Origin of the sequence: Paenibacillus sp. FSL R10-2788 (assembly GCF_038003885.1) — a bacterium.
Classification (GTDB): domain Bacteria; phylum Bacillota; class Bacilli; order Paenibacillales; family Paenibacillaceae; genus Paenibacillus_AQ; species Paenibacillus_AQ odorifer.
Map to the genome: position 1 here is coordinate 1,134,820 of NZ_JBBOQA010000001.1, position 15,671 is coordinate 1,150,490.

Genomic DNA, 15,671 nt, shown 5'->3' on the forward strand with positions numbered 1-15,671 from the left:
AGGAAAGGCTTTTCTAGCCGGGTGCATTTTTTGAGAAGCTTGGGAAAAAATAAATTCGGACCTGTGAAGTTGAGGAGGAGAATCTAAGGTATGGAACCAAGAGATAACGAATGGAGCGATGCGCTGAGCGAGCAGGATATTCCGGCCACAGTTGTGGATTGGGAGAGCATTATTGCGCCCACGGAGGCCAGTCAGGTATCCGATTCGGAAAAGCTGGATGCAGAACGAACCCTCGAAGATACGTCACCCTTAGAATCGTAAACTTTAGGAAAGATAAAGGAGGAGAACAGTTGTGGACGTCAAACGGGCACAGGATATTTATGCTTCTAAAGAGACTGTAAGTGTACATTTGGATGGGGAGCCTGTCTGGATTGAACATGTGGATGAAGAGAACGGAATGGCTACGGTACAAGTTGGCTCTCGACCAACCAATACGCACACTGTGGGTGTTGAACGACTCGAAGAGCAAGAGCACTAACAAAGGTCTACTTAGAGCGTACGTTAAAGCTGAATTATAGTTTTTAAAAAAAGAGACTTTTTATGCTTAAGTTTGCGTAAAGGTCTCTTTTTTGATTTGGAGCATAACTGACATCAAGGTTGACGGTGTAAGATTTAAACCAATATATTGGGTCAGGCAGGAAAGTCCATTATTGTTGCGCTGAGTTCAGGAGTTATTGCGACAGTATTATTTTTTCAAGCTACGGATATGGTAAGGAGCAGTATGAGCGGATTAGCGGTAGTCGAAGCCACTCAATCTCGCAGTGTTCATTATCGAAATCCAGCTTAACCACGCAAGCGAAGAAGAGGGCTGTACCTCCTTCGGCTTAAACAATGGGCAGGGACAGTTGTTGCGGTGGATGGACCATACCGATATAATTGAATGTAATGGTTTTCGACAGGGATATTTTAAAAGGTGGTAGTTATAGTTGGACAAAACAGTCGAAACGGTGTTCACTTACCGTTCTTACAATCTGCAGGATACGGAGCAACTGGCAAGTGCAATAGCTGCTGCTTCAACGGCAGGCATGGTTATCGGTTTGGACGGTGATCTAGGCGCAGGAAAAACGGCCTTCTCGCAAGGTTACGCTCGCCATCTTGGAGTGAAAGGGATCGTAAACAGTCCTACTTTTACTATTATTAAAGAGTACGAAGGTCGTCTGCCGTTATATCACATGGATGTATATCGAATTTCACTTCAGGAAGCAGATGAGCTTGGATTGGATGAGTATTTCTATGGTCAGGGTGTTTGTTTGGTAGAATGGAGCAGTATTATTACGGAGTTAATGCCGCCGCGGCATATGCATATATACATGGAAACAGTTGGACCGGAGGAACGAATCATTACGGTGACCGGAATCGGGGCACCTTATGGTGAGCTTTGCCGGGAGCTGATCCAGAAGTGGGGTTAATAAAAATGACGAACGAGAATACAGAGCCGCGCAAGCGGCTTTTAGCGCTGGATACATCAACTGCTGTATTGGGGGTTGCAGTGACCGAAAATGGAGAATTATTGCATGAAATTAATGCTTCCGGTGAACGGAATCATTCGGTGCATTTGCTGCCGATTATAGAGCAGGCGCTGCAAGCTTCGGGAACAACCGTTGCTAATCTGGGCGGGATTGCAGTTGGTGTGGGTCCGGGATCTTATACGGGAACACGGATCGCGGTTACGGCTGCCAAAACGCTGGCTTGGGCATGGAATGTCCCAGTAGTTGGTGTTTCGAGCCTGCATGCTGTGGCATGGGGTGGGTATGAAACTGCCCTTAAGAATAAGACGACAGCAGAGTCAGGACAAGCCAGTGCGAACAGTGGCTACGGTCCAGACTGGATCATTCCACTGATGGATGCGCGCCGAGGACAGGTCTACACAGGGTTATTCGCAGCGGATGGGAATAGTGCTCTCAGCCGCCTTGAACCAGATGCCATCCGGTTGATGGCCGACTGGGTGGAGTACTTGGCAGAACGTTTACAACAGGCTTCAGCCGAAGGAACTAAACCAGCTATTCTATGGTTTGTTGGAGAAACCGCTGTGCATGGCAGCGAAGAATCACTACATCCGCTGGCGGAACTCGGCACTTCTGTAGCTGTTCCTTATGAGCTGGAGGGGCGTTGGACAGGCTTCCTTGGTGAAGCCCGGCTGCAAGTAGAGAATGATGATATTCATAGCTTAATCCCTAACTATACTCAGATTTCGGAAGCGGAGGCCAATCTGCGGTTAAGTAGTAAAGGAGGCTTAAAACGATGACGGAAGTGGAATCATTGAGAGCACAAGAGGCTGATCTTGTTTTTCGCCTGATGAAGCTGGAGGATATTCCGGACATTCTTATTATTGAGCGCGAAGCCTTTACCATGCCGTGGACAGAGGAAGCTTTCCGGAATGAGCTGACGCATAATCATTTTGCTAAATACATGGTCATGGAGCTGGCGGGTCATATCATTGGCTATGCTGGAATGTGGGCTATCGTGGATGAGGCGCATGTGACGAATATTGCCTTACTCGAAGCTTATCGTGGACGTAAATGGGGGGAGCGCCTGTTGGAAGAGTTAATGAATACTGCCTCTTACGTAGGCATGAAGTCCATTACACTTGAGGTGCGGGTATCCAACGAGGTAGCTCAGAATTTATATCGTAAAAAAGGCTTTCGTTCTGCCGGCACGCGCAAAGGATATTATTCCGATAATCGCGAGGATGCACTCATTATGTGGGCGGATCTACCGGAGTATAAGGAGCATGGCTATTTGGAAGGAAGCGTGGACTTGAAATGAAGACAGAAACAGGCGCAGCTCAACCTGTACTAATACTTGCTATAGAGACTAGTTGTGATGAAACCTCGGTGGCCGTGGTCAAAAACGGATCAGAAGTGTTATCCAACATTATCTCGAGTCAAATAGAGACACATCGCGCTTTTGGGGGCGTGGTGCCAGAAGTGGCTTCCCGTAAACATGTGGAGGTAATTACGCTCGTAATCGAGGAAGCGCTCGCCAAGGCAGGCGTTACACCCGAACAATTGACTGCGGTAGCGGTGACTCAAGGCCCGGGGTTGGTGGGCGCTTTACTGGTCGGTGTAGTAGCAGCTAAAAGCCTTGCCCTTGCATGGGGCAAGCCGTTAATTGGCACGCATCATATTGCAGGCCACATCTATGCTAACCGCCTGGTTGCAGAGTTGCAGTATCCTTGCATGACACTAGTGGTGTCAGGTGGACATACTGAACTGGTTCATATGGAGCGTGAGGGTGAGTTTCGAATTATCGGCCGCACGCGTGATGATGCTGTAGGTGAAGCATATGATAAAGTGGCTCGGGCGCTTGGGTTCCCTTATCCCGGTGGCCCCCATGTAGACCGCCTGGCACGCGAAGCGACGGAAGTTGTTGCATTGCCGCGGGTATGGCTGGAGCCGAACTCTTATGATTTCAGCTTCAGCGGTCTAAAATCGGCGGTGCTGAATGTGGTGAATCAGAGCAAAATGAAAGGTCTTGAACCCAATGTCGCAGGCATCGCCCGGGGGTTCCAAGAATCGGTAGTAGAAGTGCTGGTGGAAAAGGCGGTACGCGCCGTTAAAGCCACTAACTCCAAACAGTTATTGCTCTGTGGGGGTGTCGCTGCTAATGGTGGACTCCGCTCGGCATTAATCTCGCGCTGTGAAACGGAGGGCATTGAACTTATTATTCCGCCCCCGGTATATTGCACTGATAATGCGGCGATGATTGGAGCAGCTGCATACGTGAAGTGGCAGCATGACGGTGGAATACCGCTGGATATGGTTGCTGACCCTGGATTCTCACTGGAACAATGGTCTGTATCTGCCTATTGACATCATTTGGAGCTAACGAGTATAATCAGTTCAATTAAACAAGCAAACGCGATGAGCGGAAGTAGTAAGGATACTCTGGGATAAGAGAACTGCGGGTGGGTGCAACGCAGTCGAAGGAGTCCTGAACTCGTCTGGGAGCGGAGCGGTGGAAGCATTACTGGCAATTGTCGCCGGAACGTTTGTACACCGTTTACGGGTAACCTCCGTGATAGGGTGGTCTAGTACCTAACATACTGGACCGTAGAGTGGATGTTCAATTGGAATCGACAGTAACTTAGCCGATACAGAGCATCAACAAGAGTGGTACCGCGAAGGTTAACAGCCTGTCGTCTCTTGAATGAGATGGCAGGCTTTTTTGTATGGATTTAGAGTGGTGAATAATTTATATTACACACGCTAAGAACGGGAGTAGTAGAGTTTGACGGTGAACAGAGAGCTGCGGGTTGGTGCGACGCAGTCACCGGATTTCTTGAAGCTCGCCCGGGAGCGGAGCGGCGGAACTAGAGTACGCTGCCTACGATTGTCCTCGTTATCGGACCTTTCCGGATTTAAGCTGGCACTCCAGCTTAAATCGGGAAGAAGAGCTGGACGCAGCTTTAAGGCTTGTTATTAAGACAGCCGATGCGTCAAAAAGAGTGGTACCGCGGAGGGGTAACCCGCCGTCTCTTTATTAGAGACGGCGGGTTTTTGCGTTCTTGTAGAAGAAGTCCGAGTTATGGACTCATCGCTACATAAGACGCCAAAAGTGAACACTCTGCACATTGTGCAGAGATTCATTTGTTTCAGCTGCCGGCAGCAGTGGGTGGGAAATGAGCAGAACCGCAAGTCGACGTGTGGTTCTGCGCTGAAGCATAGGATAGAGATAAAGCATCCAATTACATGAAAACAAAACTAGGAGGAATTCAGATGATTATTCCAGTTAAGAAACGTATACAAATTTTCGATACGACTCTGCGCGATGGTGAGCAAGCCCCTGGGGCGAGTCTGACTCCTGAACAAAAAATATTGCTGGCCTATAAGCTTGCTGATCTGGGTGTTGATGTAATGGAGCCGGGGTTCCCGGTATCGAGTCCTGGAGATTTTGCAGCGGTGCAGACGATTTCGCGCAAGGTGCGCAACGTGGAGATTTGTGGTTTCGCGCGGGCTGTAAAAGGAGACATCGATGCTGCAGTCCGGGCCACTCAAGACGCTGAACGTCGGCGGATTCACTTGTTTATTTCTTCTTCTGATATTCATTTGCAGCATCAACTGCGTATGAGCAGAGCTGAAGTCGTAGCTAAAGCGCGCGAGATGACGGCTTATGCGCGACAATTCTGTGATGTAGTTGAATTCACGGCCATGGACGCTGCACGGACAGGGATTGATGATCTGATTGAAATGGTTGAGGCAGTTATAGAGGAAGGGGCCTCCATTATTAACCTGCCGGATACAGTAGGATACGCATTGCCACATGAATATGGCGAGATGTTCCGGAGAGTGCGGCAGGGAGCAAGAGGTGGCGGCAAGGTCAGCTATAGTGCCCACTGTCATAATGACTTGGGGCTGGCTGTAGCTAACAGTCTGGCAGCGATTGATGGAGGGGCGACTCAGATAGAAGTCACCGTGAATGGTGTAGGCGAGCGCACAGGGAACTGCGCACTGGAAGAGCTTGTTATGGCGCTCGAAACCCGCGGCGATGCAATCGGTGCAGAAACAGGCATCGTGCTCGATAAACTGTATGATACTTCACGGCTGATTAGTGGAGCGATGCATTTTCCAATCGCCTATAACAAGCCGGTCGTCGGAAGAAATGCCTTCCAGCATGAATCCGGGATTCATCAGGATGGCCTGCTCAAGGATCGTAGTACCTATGAGATTATGGATCCCGAACGGCTGGGCATCCCCCGCAGCATGATCATTCTGGGCAAACATTCTGGCAGACATGCGCTGAAGGATCGGGCTGCGAAGTATGGAATAACGCTGGAGCCTGCGGAGCTGGATGCACTTTATGAGTCCTTTAAAGAGACCGCTGACCGTCAAAAGGTCGTAAGTGATGACCAGCTGCTGCAAATGGTAAGCAGTACAACTGGACAACAAGCTCAGGTCTATGAGCTGGGTGAGGTTCAGGTATTGGCGGGCAGTGCCCAGCGCCGTGTAGCCGCAGTTACGGTACGCCATCTGCAGACTGGCCGGGAAACGTCACATACCAGCACTGGCGAAGGCCCGCTTGAAGCGATTATCGCCGCTATTGGGCAAGGGATTGCTGAGGAGATAGACTTTGCAGGACTCGAGCTTCATTCGCTTGGAAGCGGAGAGAATGCGCAAGCAGAAGCAGCGGTGATGGTGGAGTGGGAGGGCCTAAAATTCAGAGGCACGGCCACTCACCAAGATATAATTATGGCGGCTGGCATCGCTTATATCGCAGCCTGTAATGCTGCCCTGCTCTCTACACAGATTGTCTAAAATACGACGTGCCCGCTGTCAGTTTAGGAGATAGCGGGTTCTTTTTTAGCATAAATTCGGTCTTGTAAAATGGGGTTACGTCTTTTGTCAAGTTGTGGACAACGTTATCCACATATTCTGCCTGAGTTGTGTAAAAAGTGCGTAAAATCAGCAATAACGGCTTTTTTCAAAATGCTCTAATAAACAATTTTGTTGGCAATGAAACACTGTGAGAATTGTGGATAATGTGGATAGATCCGTGGATAATAATTCCTTTTCCTTGAAAATACCGATTTAACGCATAAAAAAGACCCCGAAGGGTCTTTTAAAGTAGGGAGTTATACACGAAACCTGTGTATAGAGCTGTGGATAACTATTTATGAACAAATCTAGAACGATGAAAAAATATTTATAAGGAGGATTTACATTATTCGTCAGCAAGGATTTCCCATTCGCTAAAGAAATCTGCCAGCTGAGATTTTTTGTTCTTTAGGTCCTCTTCATAACCTTGAAGTGCTAAATAATCCTGATAAACTTCAGGTTTAGTCATTTCATGCTCTATAAATACGATCGATTCTTCGAGTGTGGCGATGTTCTCCTCAAGCTCTGCGATACGCCGTTTGCGGTTACGCTCTTCACGCTTAGCCTGCTTGTCTGCTTCAAAAGAGGTTACAGCGCTTTTTTCAGGTACAGCAGTGTCCTTATTGACGTTTTTAGTAGCTAGTTCAGCGGCATCTTTTGCAATCTCTTCTAATTCTCGTTTCTTCTCGACATAGTCATCGTAGTTGCCGAGGTATTGGTCGATCCCTTCGGGATGCAGCTCCAGTACGCGTTCAGCCATTTTGTTCAAAAAATAACGGTCATGGGAGATGAACAGCAGGGTACCTTCGAAATCAATTAAAGCAGATTCCAGAACCTCACGGCTGACCAGATCCAAATGGTTGGTAGGTTCATCGAGAATTAGCATATTTGCACCGCGGAGCATTAGTTTAGATAACGAAACCCGAGCTTTTTCGCCGCCGCTGAGTGCGGAAATTTTCTTAAGAACATCCTCTCCGCTAAAAAGAAAATTGCCAAGGATCGTACGAATTCTGGCTTCCTCGATCATTGGATATTCACTCCACAGTTCTTCCATAACCGTATTTTGTGGATTAAGTCGGGTTTGTTCCTGATCATAATAAGCAATTTTTACTTTAGTGCCCCAATTCACCGTTCCGGCAGAAGGCTCACGGGTTCCGGTCATACACTGCAGCAGCGTGGATTTACCGATACCATTGGGACCAATCAGGGCAGCAGTCTCCCCGCGACGAAGCTCAAAAGAGGCGTCCTTGAATAAAGGTGAACCTTCATTAAAGGCAACCGCAACATTGCGCACTTGAAGCACCTCTTTTCCAGACATGAAGTCTGGCTCAAAGGAGAAGCTAGCTTTCTTCAGATCGCCCATTGGGCGATCTAGACGATCCATCTTTTCAAGCGCTTTGCGTCTGCTCTGTGCACGTTTTGTGGTGGATGCCCGGACAATATTTTTCTGAACGAAATCCTCCATCCGCGAAATTTCATCCTGTTGCTTCTCATATTGCTTCATCCGTGCTTCATATTCGGCAGCCTTCAAATCTACATACCGACTGTAGTTACCTGTATAACGCCGGGACTGGTGCCGCTCGATCTCTACAATAGTAGTCACGAGCCGGTCTAGGAAATAACGGTCATGGGATACAACCAGAATCCCGCCAGCATAGCTGCGGAGGTAATCCTCCAGCCACGTTAACGTTTCGATATCCAGATGGTTAGTAGGCTCATCCAGCATCAGAAGATCCGGAGCCTGAAGCAAAATACGGGCCAGCGCGAGCCGGGTCTTTTGGCCTCCACTAAGGGTAGAAATGGGTGTATCCGGTGGAAAATCACTGAAGCCCATGCCGTGTAGGACACTGCGAATCCGTGTATTCATTTCATAGCCGCCGTGGTCCTTGAACCAATCCGAACGCCGCGCATATCGTTCAAGCAGTTCTTCGTACCGCTTGGGATCTTCCGCGAGCTTAGGATCAGCAATACTTACTTCTAACTCTCTCAGCTCAGTTTCGGCTTCGATTAGCGGAGCGAAGACCGCCATCATTTCTTCATGAATGGTTTTGTCAGATTGCAGTCCGCTATTCTGAGCTAAATATCCGATTGTTGTTTCTTTTGATTTATGAATTTGACCGCTGTCATAAGACATCTCACCGGCCAGAATTTGTAGAAAAGTTGATTTGCCGGCACCATTCACACCCACTAGCCCGACACGTTCCTTTTCATTTACCTGTAGGCTTATGCCATCCAGTACGTTCTGTATACCATATGATTTAGTAATTCCTGTCGCTTGAAGAAGCATAACGATGAAACCTCCACCCTTGCATATTTCGCCTTGGTATTTATCCCTCAGCCGTATGAACAACTTATTCTATAGTTTACATGAAAAGCGTTTCCCAAGCGAGGGTTCGATCTAATGTAAGGAGGGAATAACGACCTAGTCCGATAACACAGTTCTATCCACCTTGGCGAACCGGGGAGAAGAGTGGTAAACTGGATTTACAAACAAGGATAAGCTAGGGATGAATAAGAGGGGGAAGCCGACAATGTCCAGCAAGGAGTCGGAGATCTCCAAAGTAAAGCAACAACTACGAGCGGAGAAGACCATCGCCCGAAACGAGCTGTCTTCGGACCAGAGAAGTAAACTATCATTTCAAGTCTGCCACTATGCATTGGAGTGGCTGGACACGAAGGATATAACTTCACTAATGGCCTATGTGTCTTTTCGTTCAGAGCTTGAAACCCGCCCACTTATCACACAGGCGTGGAAGGATCAGCGTAAGGTGCTGTTGCCGCGTGTAATTCCAGCAAGCGGTGAAATGAGTGTCCACGTGGTGAATGCATGGAGCGATTTAGAGCCGGGGACTTATGGTATCCATGAACCTATCGTCTCCAGCAGAGATTTATTAGAGGTTGAAGAGATTAAGCTACCTGCTGTTGTTTTCGTACCAGGGCTAGCATTTGATCTTCAAGGCGGCAGGCTTGGCTACGGTCGAGGATACTATGACCGGCTACGTGCGTCTTGGGAGAACGCCGGGTACGTTAGCGCACAGCCTCCGATATGGATCGGGTTAGCTTACAGCATGCAGTTGGTTCCAAGAGTGCCGATGGATGAGCATGACGCTTTAATGGACATGCTGATTACTGAAAATGGTATAGTGCACTGCCGAAAAGGAGAGTGAGCCATGGAATTGACCCATTTCAACGAGCAGGGAAGAGCTCGTATGGTGGATGTGAGTGAGAAGGAGATCACGAAGCGGACAGCTGTTGCGCGGAGTATGATCAAGATGGCTGCTGGAACGCTGAGCGCCATTAAGAGTGGCAAGATCAGCAAAGGTGATGTCCTTGCTGTTGCACAGATTGCCGGAATTATGGCGGCTAAGAAGACGTCAGACTGGATTCCGATGTGCCACCCGCTGCCACTTACCGGTATTGATATCAGCTTCTCCGATAACAGCGAAGATGAACTTTATATAGAAGCAACAGTCCATACTACAGGAAAAACCGGAGTAGAGATGGAGGCTTTAACCGCTGTTTCTGCCTCAGCATTAACGGTGTACGACATGTGTAAGGCTATTCAGAAGGATATGATTATCGGACCGACGCTACTGGTATCTAAGAGCGGGGGCAAGAACGGAGATTATACGCTCGAATAAGTATCAGTTGCTTATGTTCGAAGCGCTGATGCGAGCAGGCTGAACTGTACAGCCAACTATACATATAGAGAGGAAGGACAAACCTATGGCGTGGAAGACAGCAATCCTAACGGCCAGTGATAAAGGGGCCAGGGGCGAACGGGAAGACACGAGCGCCCAGGTTATTCGGGAGCTGGTGGAAGAGGAACTAGGTGGCGAGATCATTGAATATCGAATCGTTCCCGATGAACAAGATGAGATTATCGCAGCATTGATTGAACTGACGGACTATTTTCAGGCAGATTTGGTACTGACCACCGGAGGCACAGATCTGGCAATTCGTGATGTGACCCCGGACGCTACTCGGCGAGTGGTAGAACGGGAAGTGCCTGGGCTCTCAGAAGCTATGCGCAGCACAGTGATGCAAAAAAACCGTGCAGCTATGCTTTTCCGTGGGATATGCGGCATTCGTGGACGCACGTTGATTGTCAATTTACCTGGAACGCCGAAGGGTGTTCATGAGAATTTGGCAGCTATTATGGATCAATTGCCGGAAGCGCTGCTCATGGTAACTGGCCAATACCGCCAATAACCCTTTGTCATCTTCTTGTCACGTCACAACGATAATCTATTTATAGAAGAAAGTGGATGTAACTGTGACATAAGTTATGGTATTATTAAATTAAAGTAAACGATACCATGAACGGACAGGTGGACAAGGAGGAATAATAATGTTTAGTGGAATTGGAACTCCTGGTATTATTTTGTTGGTCATACTGGCACTTCTGCTCTTTGGCCCAAATAAACTGCCAGAGCTAGGCCGTGCAGTTGGACGAACCTTCCGTGAATTTAAGGAAGGCGCGCGTGAAATCATCGGGGATAATGAACCGGTGAAGAAGAGCGAAGCTCCTGTGCCGACGGCCCCGCAAACGGTCGCTGCAGATATTCCTCAGGACAAACGCCTGCCGGAATAATAGAAGATCTTTCAATGGGGCAATCTCAGGAGTCTACTAGACTTGAGGAGACGCCCCTTTTTCTTTGCTTTCCGCAGCAACGGACACTGCTTTGAAGAAAGTTAGTGTTATCTTTTTTACTCTTGTCATGGGATGGTGTCTGGATGTCTCTGAAATCGGAAGAAATGTCGGTGGTAGATCATCTCACCGAGCTGCGCAAACGGATTATTTATGTGTTAATCGTATTTGTCCTTGGATTAATAGGCGGTTTATTTTGTGCAAAGCCCATTTACGATTATTTGATTAGCACGGACCTGGCGCAAGGTTTTGTTCTGCATGCATTCTCATTCTGGGATGGCATTGGGATGTACATGAAGATCGCGATGGCCGTTTCGCTATTGATTTCTGTCCCGTTTATTGCCTACCAATTGTGGGCATTTATCAGTCCAGGCCTTCGGCCGGAGGAGCGAAGTGCGACACTGCGTTATGTTCCTTATGTGTTTGTTCTTTTCCTTATCGGTCTTTCTTTTGCTTATTATATTGTTTTTCCAATGGCACTTTCGTTCACAATCTCAATTACCCGGAGTATGGGACTGGAAGAGACCTACGGGATTGCACAGTATTTTAACTTCATGTTCAGCCTGGTATTGCCGCTGGCATTGCTGTTTGAACTTCCATTGCTGGTGATGTTTCTGACCAAACTAAGAGTTCTCAACCCGCTACGCTTGCGTAAAATGCGTCGGTATGCCTATTTCACGCTTGTATTTATCGCCGTGGTTATCACACCCCCGGATTTTATCTCAGACTTCCTGGTGACGATTCCACTGCTCATCCTGTATGAGTTCAGTGTATTTTTATCTGCATTTGTCTATCGCAAGCAACTTGCTGCGGACGCGGCACGGGATGAACGGTATGTTCAGAAGAAGGAGTGAGGAAAAAAGGCTGCCGCTAAGTAGATTTTCTACGAATGTGGCAGCTTTTTTGCTATAAGTTGATTTCATTAGTTGGATTGAATACACTTAATAAGTAATTGTTATCGGCCGATCAGGATCATTAGATGCAAAGGTCTAACCATTCTAGCAACGTTCATATCGATAAGGGGTGAGAGGAAAGCGCTGGAATCCTACGCATATTTTCAAAACCCGTGGATACAATGTAATAGAGTGTGTGCTTGGACAAGCATTGAAACGTATTTTTTTGCGAAAACTAATACGAATTTGTGTAAAAAGACTTGAAATCCGGGCTCAAGTTGAGTATCATAAAAATTGTTGTTAGCACTGCACGCTGTTGAGTGCTAACGCTCTTGAAAAATAGGAGATGGGCTGGAGATTAGCAGGGTTCCATTGATATTTTTCAAGAACATCACAGAATTCTAAGTTTGGCCCGTAAGTTCTAAACTATGTTTTGAAGCAAAATAACATAATTTTAAAGGAGGCTATTTTTTCATGATCAAACCATTAGGTGAACGCGTATTGGTGCTACCGAGCGAGCAGGAGGAAACAACTTCATTCGGGATTGTGCTTCCGGACTCCTCGAAAGAAAAGCCACAAGAAGGAACGATTATCGCAGTAGGTAGCGGAGCTTTGAAAGATGGAGTACGTGTAGCGCTTGAAGTTAAAGAAGGCGACCGTGTTCTTTTCTCTAAATATGCAGGAACAGAAATCAAATATGAAGGTAAAGAATATTTGATTATGAAAGAAAGCGACATTCACGCGATTCTTGACTAAGCAAGAGTCGATCATAAGCTAAATCTAAACTACTTAAAGTAATAGGATATACAAAAAATTCTAGGAGGTAATTACACAATGGCTAAAGAAATTAAATTCAGTGAAGAAGCTCGCCGCTCTATGCTTCGTGGTGTAGATGCTCTGGCAAACGCGGTAAAAGTTACACTTGGACCAAAAGGCCGCAACGTGGTGCTTGAGAAGAAATTTGGTAGCCCACTCATCACTAACGATGGTGTAACGATCGCTAAAGAAATCGAACTTGAAGATGCATTCGAGAACATGGGTGCTCAATTGGTTAAAGAAGTTGCTACTAAGACTAATGATGTAGCCGGTGACGGTACTACAACTGCAACGGTTCTGGCTCAAGCTATGATCCGCGAAGGTCTGAAGAACGTAACTGCTGGTGCTAACCCAATGGTTATCCGCAAAGGTATCGACAAAGCGGTTCGTGCAGCTGTTGAAGAATTGCAAAAAATCGCTAAGCCTATCGAAGATTCCCAAGCTATCGCTCAAGTAGCTGCTATCTCTGCTGCTGACGATGAAGTAGGTCAATTGATCGCTGAAGCTATGGAAAAAGTAGGTAAAGACGGTGTTATCACTGTTGAAGAATCCCGTGGATTCGCTACTGAGCTTGAAGTAGTAGAAGGTATGCAATTCGACCGTGGTTACATTTCCCCATACATGATTACTGATACAGACAAAATGGAAGCTGTTTTGGAGAATCCATACATCTTGATCACTGATAAAAAAATCAGCAGCACTCAAGAAATCCTTCCATTGCTTGAAAAAATCGTTCAACAAGCTAGACCGCTTGTTATTATCGCTGAAGATATCGAAGGCGAAGCACAAGCTATGCTGATCGTGAACAAACTGCGTGGAACATTCAACGCTGTTGCTGTTAAAGCTCCTGGCTTTGGCGACCGTCGTGAAGCTATGCTGCAAGATATCGCTGCCCTGACTGGTGGCCAAGTGATCACTGAGAAGCTCGGTCTTGATCTGAAGAGCACTTCCATTGAACAACTGGGTAACGCACGTCAAGTACGCGTAACTAAAGAAAACACAACAATCGTAGACGGAAGCGGCGACAAAGCGGACATCAATGCACGCGTAAGCCAAATCCGTGCTCAACTGGAAGAAACAACTTCCGAGTTCGACAAAGAGAAATTGCAAGAGCGTCTGGCTAAATTGGCTGGCGGCGTAGCCGTTGTCAAAGTTGGCGCTGCAACTGAAACTGAACTTAAAGAGCGCAAACTTCGCATCGAAGATGCCCTGAACGCAACTCGCGCAGCGGTTGAAGAAGGTATCGTATCCGGTGGGGGTACAGCTCTTGTGAACGTATATAACGCTGTTGCTGCTGTAGACGTAACTGGCGACGAGAAAACAGGCGTTAACATCGTGCTTCGCGCGTTGGAAGAGCCAATTCGCACCATCGCAGCTAACGCTGGTCAAGAAGGTTCCGTAATCGTGGACCGCTTGAAAAAAGAAGCAGTAGGTATCGGCTACAACGCTGCTACTGGTGAATGGGTGAACATGTTCGAAGCGGGTATCGTTGACCCTGCTAAAGTAACTCGTTCCGCGCTGCAAAATGCTGCATCCGTAGCTGCTATGTTCTTGACTACTGAAGCTGTTATCGCTGACAAGCCTGAGCCTGAAAAAGGCGGCGGCATGCCAGATATGGGCGGCATGGGTGGAATGGGTGGCATGATGTAAGGAAATCATTATCGAAGCAATTCGATGATGAGTTTCCTTGAGAGGAAACACCATTTGACCACATAGTACAAAAATGAGAGACCTTTCATAAGTTCATTGAACTTTTGAGAGGTCTCTCATTTTTTTGTGGGTATAATTTAATCTAATTCTTGCTCTAAAACAGTTTTTACTAACCGACGTACTTCATCAGTTGATCTTGTATCCATTAATTGGTTTCTTAGTTCACCTGCGCCTCTAAATCCACGAACATAGATTTTGAAAAAGCGAAGAAGTGGTTTAAATAAACGTGGCTCAAGTTCATTTGAATATTTATCGTGAAGATCCAACTGTAAAAGAAGTAAATTGAGAAAATCCTTCGCGCTGTGTTCTTTAGGTTCTTTTTCAAAGGCAAATGGATTGGTGAAAATACCGCGGCCAATCATGACTCCATCAACGCCGTATTGTTCTACTAATTTTAATCCTGTTGCGCGGTCAGGAATATCTCCATTAATAGTTAACAACGTATTTGGAGCAATTTCATCGCGTAATTTTTTTATTTCAGGGATTAGTTCCCAGTGTGCCTCTACTTTACTCATCTCTTTTTTTGTACGAAGGTGGATGGAAAGATTGGCAATATCTTGTTTCAATATATGTCCCAGCCAATCGCGCCACTCGTCAACATCAGAGTAACCCAATCTTGTTTTAACACTAACCGGCAATCCGCCTGCTTTTGCTGCTTGAATAATTTCTGCTGCTACTTCAGGATGTTTTATTAATCCAGCACCTTTTCCATTCGATGCTACGTTTTGTGCTGGGCATCCCATGTTTAAATCGATACCACGAAAACCAAGTTTTTTCATATCAATGCTCATCTGTTCAAAAAATACGGGTTTATCACCCCAAATATGAGCGACAATCGGTTGCTCATCTTCTGTGAACGTTAATCGACCACGTACGCTGTCTTTTCCTACAGGGTGACAATAGCTTTCTGTATTTGTGAATTCTGTGAAAAATACGTCGGGTTTTGCAGCTTCACTAACGACGTGACGAAATACAACATCTGTGACATCTTCCATGGGTGCTAATATAAAAAACGGCTTCGGTAAATCCAGCCAAAAGTTTTGTTCGTTACTCATAATATCTCCTCTTGTTGTAATATATAAAAACGATATAGGCTATAGCAAAGTCTTTTACCCATCATACATAGTATCATTTTTTTTCGTTTGATGCACAGAATCAATAATGTGAGAATGTTCGTCCATGGCTATTTGTTTATAATCTGTTTATTGATACTTGTTATAATCCTGTAGATGAAAAGTTTGTAATATAAAGTCGAATCGTGTTAACGAATCGATTATAGACAAACGA

Annotated in this window: 17 protein-coding genes, 1 pseudogene and 2 other annotated features; of the genes and pseudogenes, 15 read left to right on the forward strand and 3 right to left on the reverse strand. The window is 46.5% G+C overall.

Going from position 1 to position 15,671, the window contains the following annotated elements:
- Positions 1–90 precede the first annotated feature (90 nt).
- The 7 genes and pseudogenes from NSQ50_RS04865 to tsaD all read left to right on the forward strand — a co-directional run bounded on the left by NSQ50_RS04865 (position 91) and on the right by tsaD (position 3,812).
- Positions 91–261, forward strand: coding sequence for a hypothetical protein (locus NSQ50_RS04865; protein WP_155288087.1), 171 nt, complete (start codon positions 91–93; stop codon positions 259–261).
- 31 nt (positions 262–292) lie between these two features.
- Positions 293–478 (forward strand): H-type small acid-soluble spore protein, encoded by a 186-nt coding sequence (locus NSQ50_RS04870; protein ID WP_036676525.1) that lies wholly within the window; start codon positions 293–295, stop codon positions 476–478.
- Between the two features lie 147 nt (positions 479–625).
- Positions 626–766: pseudogene (locus NSQ50_RS04875) on the forward strand (multidrug resistance efflux transporter family protein); the annotation flags it as partial.
- 160 nt (positions 767–926) lie between these two features.
- Entirely contained in the window at positions 927–1,409 is a 483-nt protein-coding gene (tsaE, locus tag NSQ50_RS04880) for a tRNA (adenosine(37)-N6)-threonylcarbamoyltransferase complex ATPase subunit type 1 TsaE (RefSeq protein ID WP_036676523.1), read from the forward strand.
- Positions 1,410–1,414: 5 nt separating this feature from the next.
- Positions 1,415–2,245: a tRNA (adenosine(37)-N6)-threonylcarbamoyltransferase complex dimerization subunit type 1 TsaB gene (gene tsaB / locus NSQ50_RS04885; protein ID WP_036676654.1), complete on the forward strand. Its 831-nt coding sequence runs from the start codon at positions 1,415–1,417 to the stop codon at positions 2,243–2,245.
- A complete protein-coding gene (rimI, locus tag NSQ50_RS04890; RefSeq protein WP_036676521.1) occupies positions 2,242–2,766 on the forward strand; it encodes a ribosomal protein S18-alanine N-acetyltransferase in 525 nt (174 codons plus the stop codon). Before tsaB ends, rimI begins: the two co-directional genes overlap by 4 nt.
- A complete protein-coding gene (gene tsaD / locus NSQ50_RS04895) occupies positions 2,763–3,812 on the forward strand; it encodes a tRNA (adenosine(37)-N6)-threonylcarbamoyltransferase complex transferase subunit TsaD (RefSeq protein WP_036676520.1) in 1,050 nt (349 codons plus the stop codon). Before rimI ends, tsaD begins: the two co-directional genes overlap by 4 nt.
- A 42-nt stretch (positions 3,813–3,854) precedes the next feature.
- Positions 3,855–4,149, forward strand: a binding site (T-box leader).
- 52 nt (positions 4,150–4,201) lie between these two features.
- Positions 4,202–4,482: a binding site (T-box leader), on the forward strand.
- Positions 4,483–4,539: 57 nt separating this feature from the next.
- Here the strand turns inward: tsaD and NSQ50_RS04900 are convergent.
- On the reverse strand, positions 4,540–4,665 hold the full coding sequence (locus NSQ50_RS04900; RefSeq protein ID WP_256716582.1) for a hypothetical protein: 126 nt from the start codon (positions 4,663–4,665) through the stop codon (positions 4,540–4,542).
- Between the two features lie 53 nt (positions 4,666–4,718).
- On the opposite strand from NSQ50_RS04900, the gene NSQ50_RS04905 reads away from it, so the two are divergent.
- On the forward strand, positions 4,719–6,254 hold the full coding sequence (locus NSQ50_RS04905) for a 2-isopropylmalate synthase (RefSeq protein WP_036676518.1): 1,536 nt from the start codon (positions 4,719–4,721) through the stop codon (positions 6,252–6,254).
- A 406-nt stretch (positions 6,255–6,660) separates the two neighbouring features.
- Here the strand turns inward: NSQ50_RS04905 and NSQ50_RS04910 are convergent, their stop codons facing one another.
- Positions 6,661–8,601, reverse strand: a complete 1,941-nt coding sequence (locus NSQ50_RS04910) for an ABC-F family ATP-binding cassette domain-containing protein (RefSeq protein ID WP_036676516.1) — start codon at positions 8,599–8,601, stop codon at positions 6,661–6,663.
- 244 nt (positions 8,602–8,845) lie between these two features.
- Here NSQ50_RS04910 and NSQ50_RS04915 point away from each other — a divergent pair, with 244 nt between their 5' ends.
- The 7 genes from NSQ50_RS04915 (at position 8,846) to groL (ending at position 14,324) form a co-directional block, all read left to right on the forward strand.
- Positions 8,846–9,481, forward strand: a complete 636-nt coding sequence (locus NSQ50_RS04915; RefSeq protein WP_076224389.1) for a 5-formyltetrahydrofolate cyclo-ligase — start codon at positions 8,846–8,848, stop codon at positions 9,479–9,481.
- 3 nt (positions 9,482–9,484) lie between these two features.
- A complete protein-coding gene (gene moaC / locus NSQ50_RS04920) occupies positions 9,485–9,955 on the forward strand; it encodes a cyclic pyranopterin monophosphate synthase MoaC (RefSeq protein ID WP_036676513.1) in 471 nt (156 codons plus the stop codon).
- An 85-nt stretch (positions 9,956–10,040) separates the two neighbouring features.
- On the forward strand, positions 10,041–10,526 hold the full coding sequence (locus tag NSQ50_RS04925; protein WP_036676512.1) for a MogA/MoaB family molybdenum cofactor biosynthesis protein: 486 nt from the start codon (positions 10,041–10,043) through the stop codon (positions 10,524–10,526).
- A 139-nt stretch (positions 10,527–10,665) separates the two neighbouring features.
- A complete protein-coding gene (locus tag NSQ50_RS04930; protein ID WP_036676510.1) occupies positions 10,666–10,908 on the forward strand; it encodes a twin-arginine translocase TatA/TatE family subunit in 243 nt (80 codons plus the stop codon).
- A gap of 143 nt (positions 10,909–11,051) precedes the next feature.
- On the forward strand, positions 11,052–11,819 hold the full coding sequence (gene tatC, locus NSQ50_RS04935) for a twin-arginine translocase subunit TatC (protein WP_076224391.1): 768 nt from the start codon (positions 11,052–11,054) through the stop codon (positions 11,817–11,819).
- A gap of 513 nt (positions 11,820–12,332) precedes the next feature.
- A complete protein-coding gene (gene groES / locus NSQ50_RS04940) occupies positions 12,333–12,614 on the forward strand; it encodes a co-chaperone GroES (protein WP_036676506.1) in 282 nt (93 codons plus the stop codon).
- Between the two features lie 78 nt (positions 12,615–12,692).
- Positions 12,693–14,324, forward strand: coding sequence for a chaperonin GroEL (gene groL / locus NSQ50_RS04945; protein ID WP_036676504.1), 1,632 nt, complete (start codon positions 12,693–12,695; stop codon positions 14,322–14,324).
- A 137-nt stretch (positions 14,325–14,461) separates the two neighbouring features.
- Here the strand turns inward: groL and NSQ50_RS04950 are convergent, their stop codons facing one another.
- Positions 14,462–15,439 (reverse strand): tRNA dihydrouridine synthase, encoded by a 978-nt coding sequence (locus NSQ50_RS04950; protein ID WP_036676503.1) that lies wholly within the window; start codon positions 15,437–15,439, stop codon positions 14,462–14,464.
- Positions 15,440–15,671 lie beyond the last annotated feature (232 nt).

What these genes read in the sequence shown, in the direction of transcription:
- NSQ50_RS04905 (WP_036676518.1), top strand. Translation starts at nt 4,719, where the DNA reads ATGATTATTCCAGTTAAGAAACGTATACAAATTTTCGATACGACTCTG.
- NSQ50_RS04900 (WP_256716582.1), bottom strand. Translation starts at nt 4,665, where the DNA reads ATGCTTCAGCGCAGAACCACACGTCGACTTGCGGTTCTGCTCATTTCC.
- rimI (WP_036676521.1), top strand. Translation starts at nt 2,242, where the DNA reads ATGACGGAAGTGGAATCATTGAGAGCACAAGAGGCTGATCTTGTTTTT.
- groL (WP_036676504.1), top strand. Translation starts at nt 12,693, where the DNA reads ATGGCTAAAGAAATTAAATTCAGTGAAGAAGCTCGCCGCTCTATGCTT.
- NSQ50_RS04925 (WP_036676512.1), top strand. Translation starts at nt 10,041, where the DNA reads ATGGCGTGGAAGACAGCAATCCTAACGGCCAGTGATAAAGGGGCCAGG.
- groES (WP_036676506.1), top strand. Translation starts at nt 12,333, where the DNA reads ATGATCAAACCATTAGGTGAACGCGTATTGGTGCTACCGAGCGAGCAG.
- moaC (WP_036676513.1), top strand. Translation starts at nt 9,485, where the DNA reads ATGGAATTGACCCATTTCAACGAGCAGGGAAGAGCTCGTATGGTGGAT.
- NSQ50_RS04910 (WP_036676516.1), bottom strand. Translation starts at nt 8,601, where the DNA reads ATGCTTCTTCAAGCGACAGGAATTACTAAATCATATGGTATACAGAAC.
- tsaB (WP_036676654.1), top strand. Translation starts at nt 1,415, where the DNA reads ATGACGAACGAGAATACAGAGCCGCGCAAGCGGCTTTTAGCGCTGGAT.
- NSQ50_RS04865 (WP_155288087.1), top strand. Translation starts at nt 91, where the DNA reads ATGGAACCAAGAGATAACGAATGGAGCGATGCGCTGAGCGAGCAGGAT.
- NSQ50_RS04930 (WP_036676510.1), top strand. Translation starts at nt 10,666, where the DNA reads ATGTTTAGTGGAATTGGAACTCCTGGTATTATTTTGTTGGTCATACTG.
- tsaD (WP_036676520.1), top strand. Translation starts at nt 2,763, where the DNA reads ATGAAGACAGAAACAGGCGCAGCTCAACCTGTACTAATACTTGCTATA.
- NSQ50_RS04915 (WP_076224389.1), top strand. Translation starts at nt 8,846, where the DNA reads ATGTCCAGCAAGGAGTCGGAGATCTCCAAAGTAAAGCAACAACTACGA.
- tatC (WP_076224391.1), top strand. Translation starts at nt 11,052, where the DNA reads ATGTCTCTGAAATCGGAAGAAATGTCGGTGGTAGATCATCTCACCGAG.
- NSQ50_RS04950 (WP_036676503.1), bottom strand. Translation starts at nt 15,439, where the DNA reads ATGAGTAACGAACAAAACTTTTGGCTGGATTTACCGAAGCCGTTTTTT.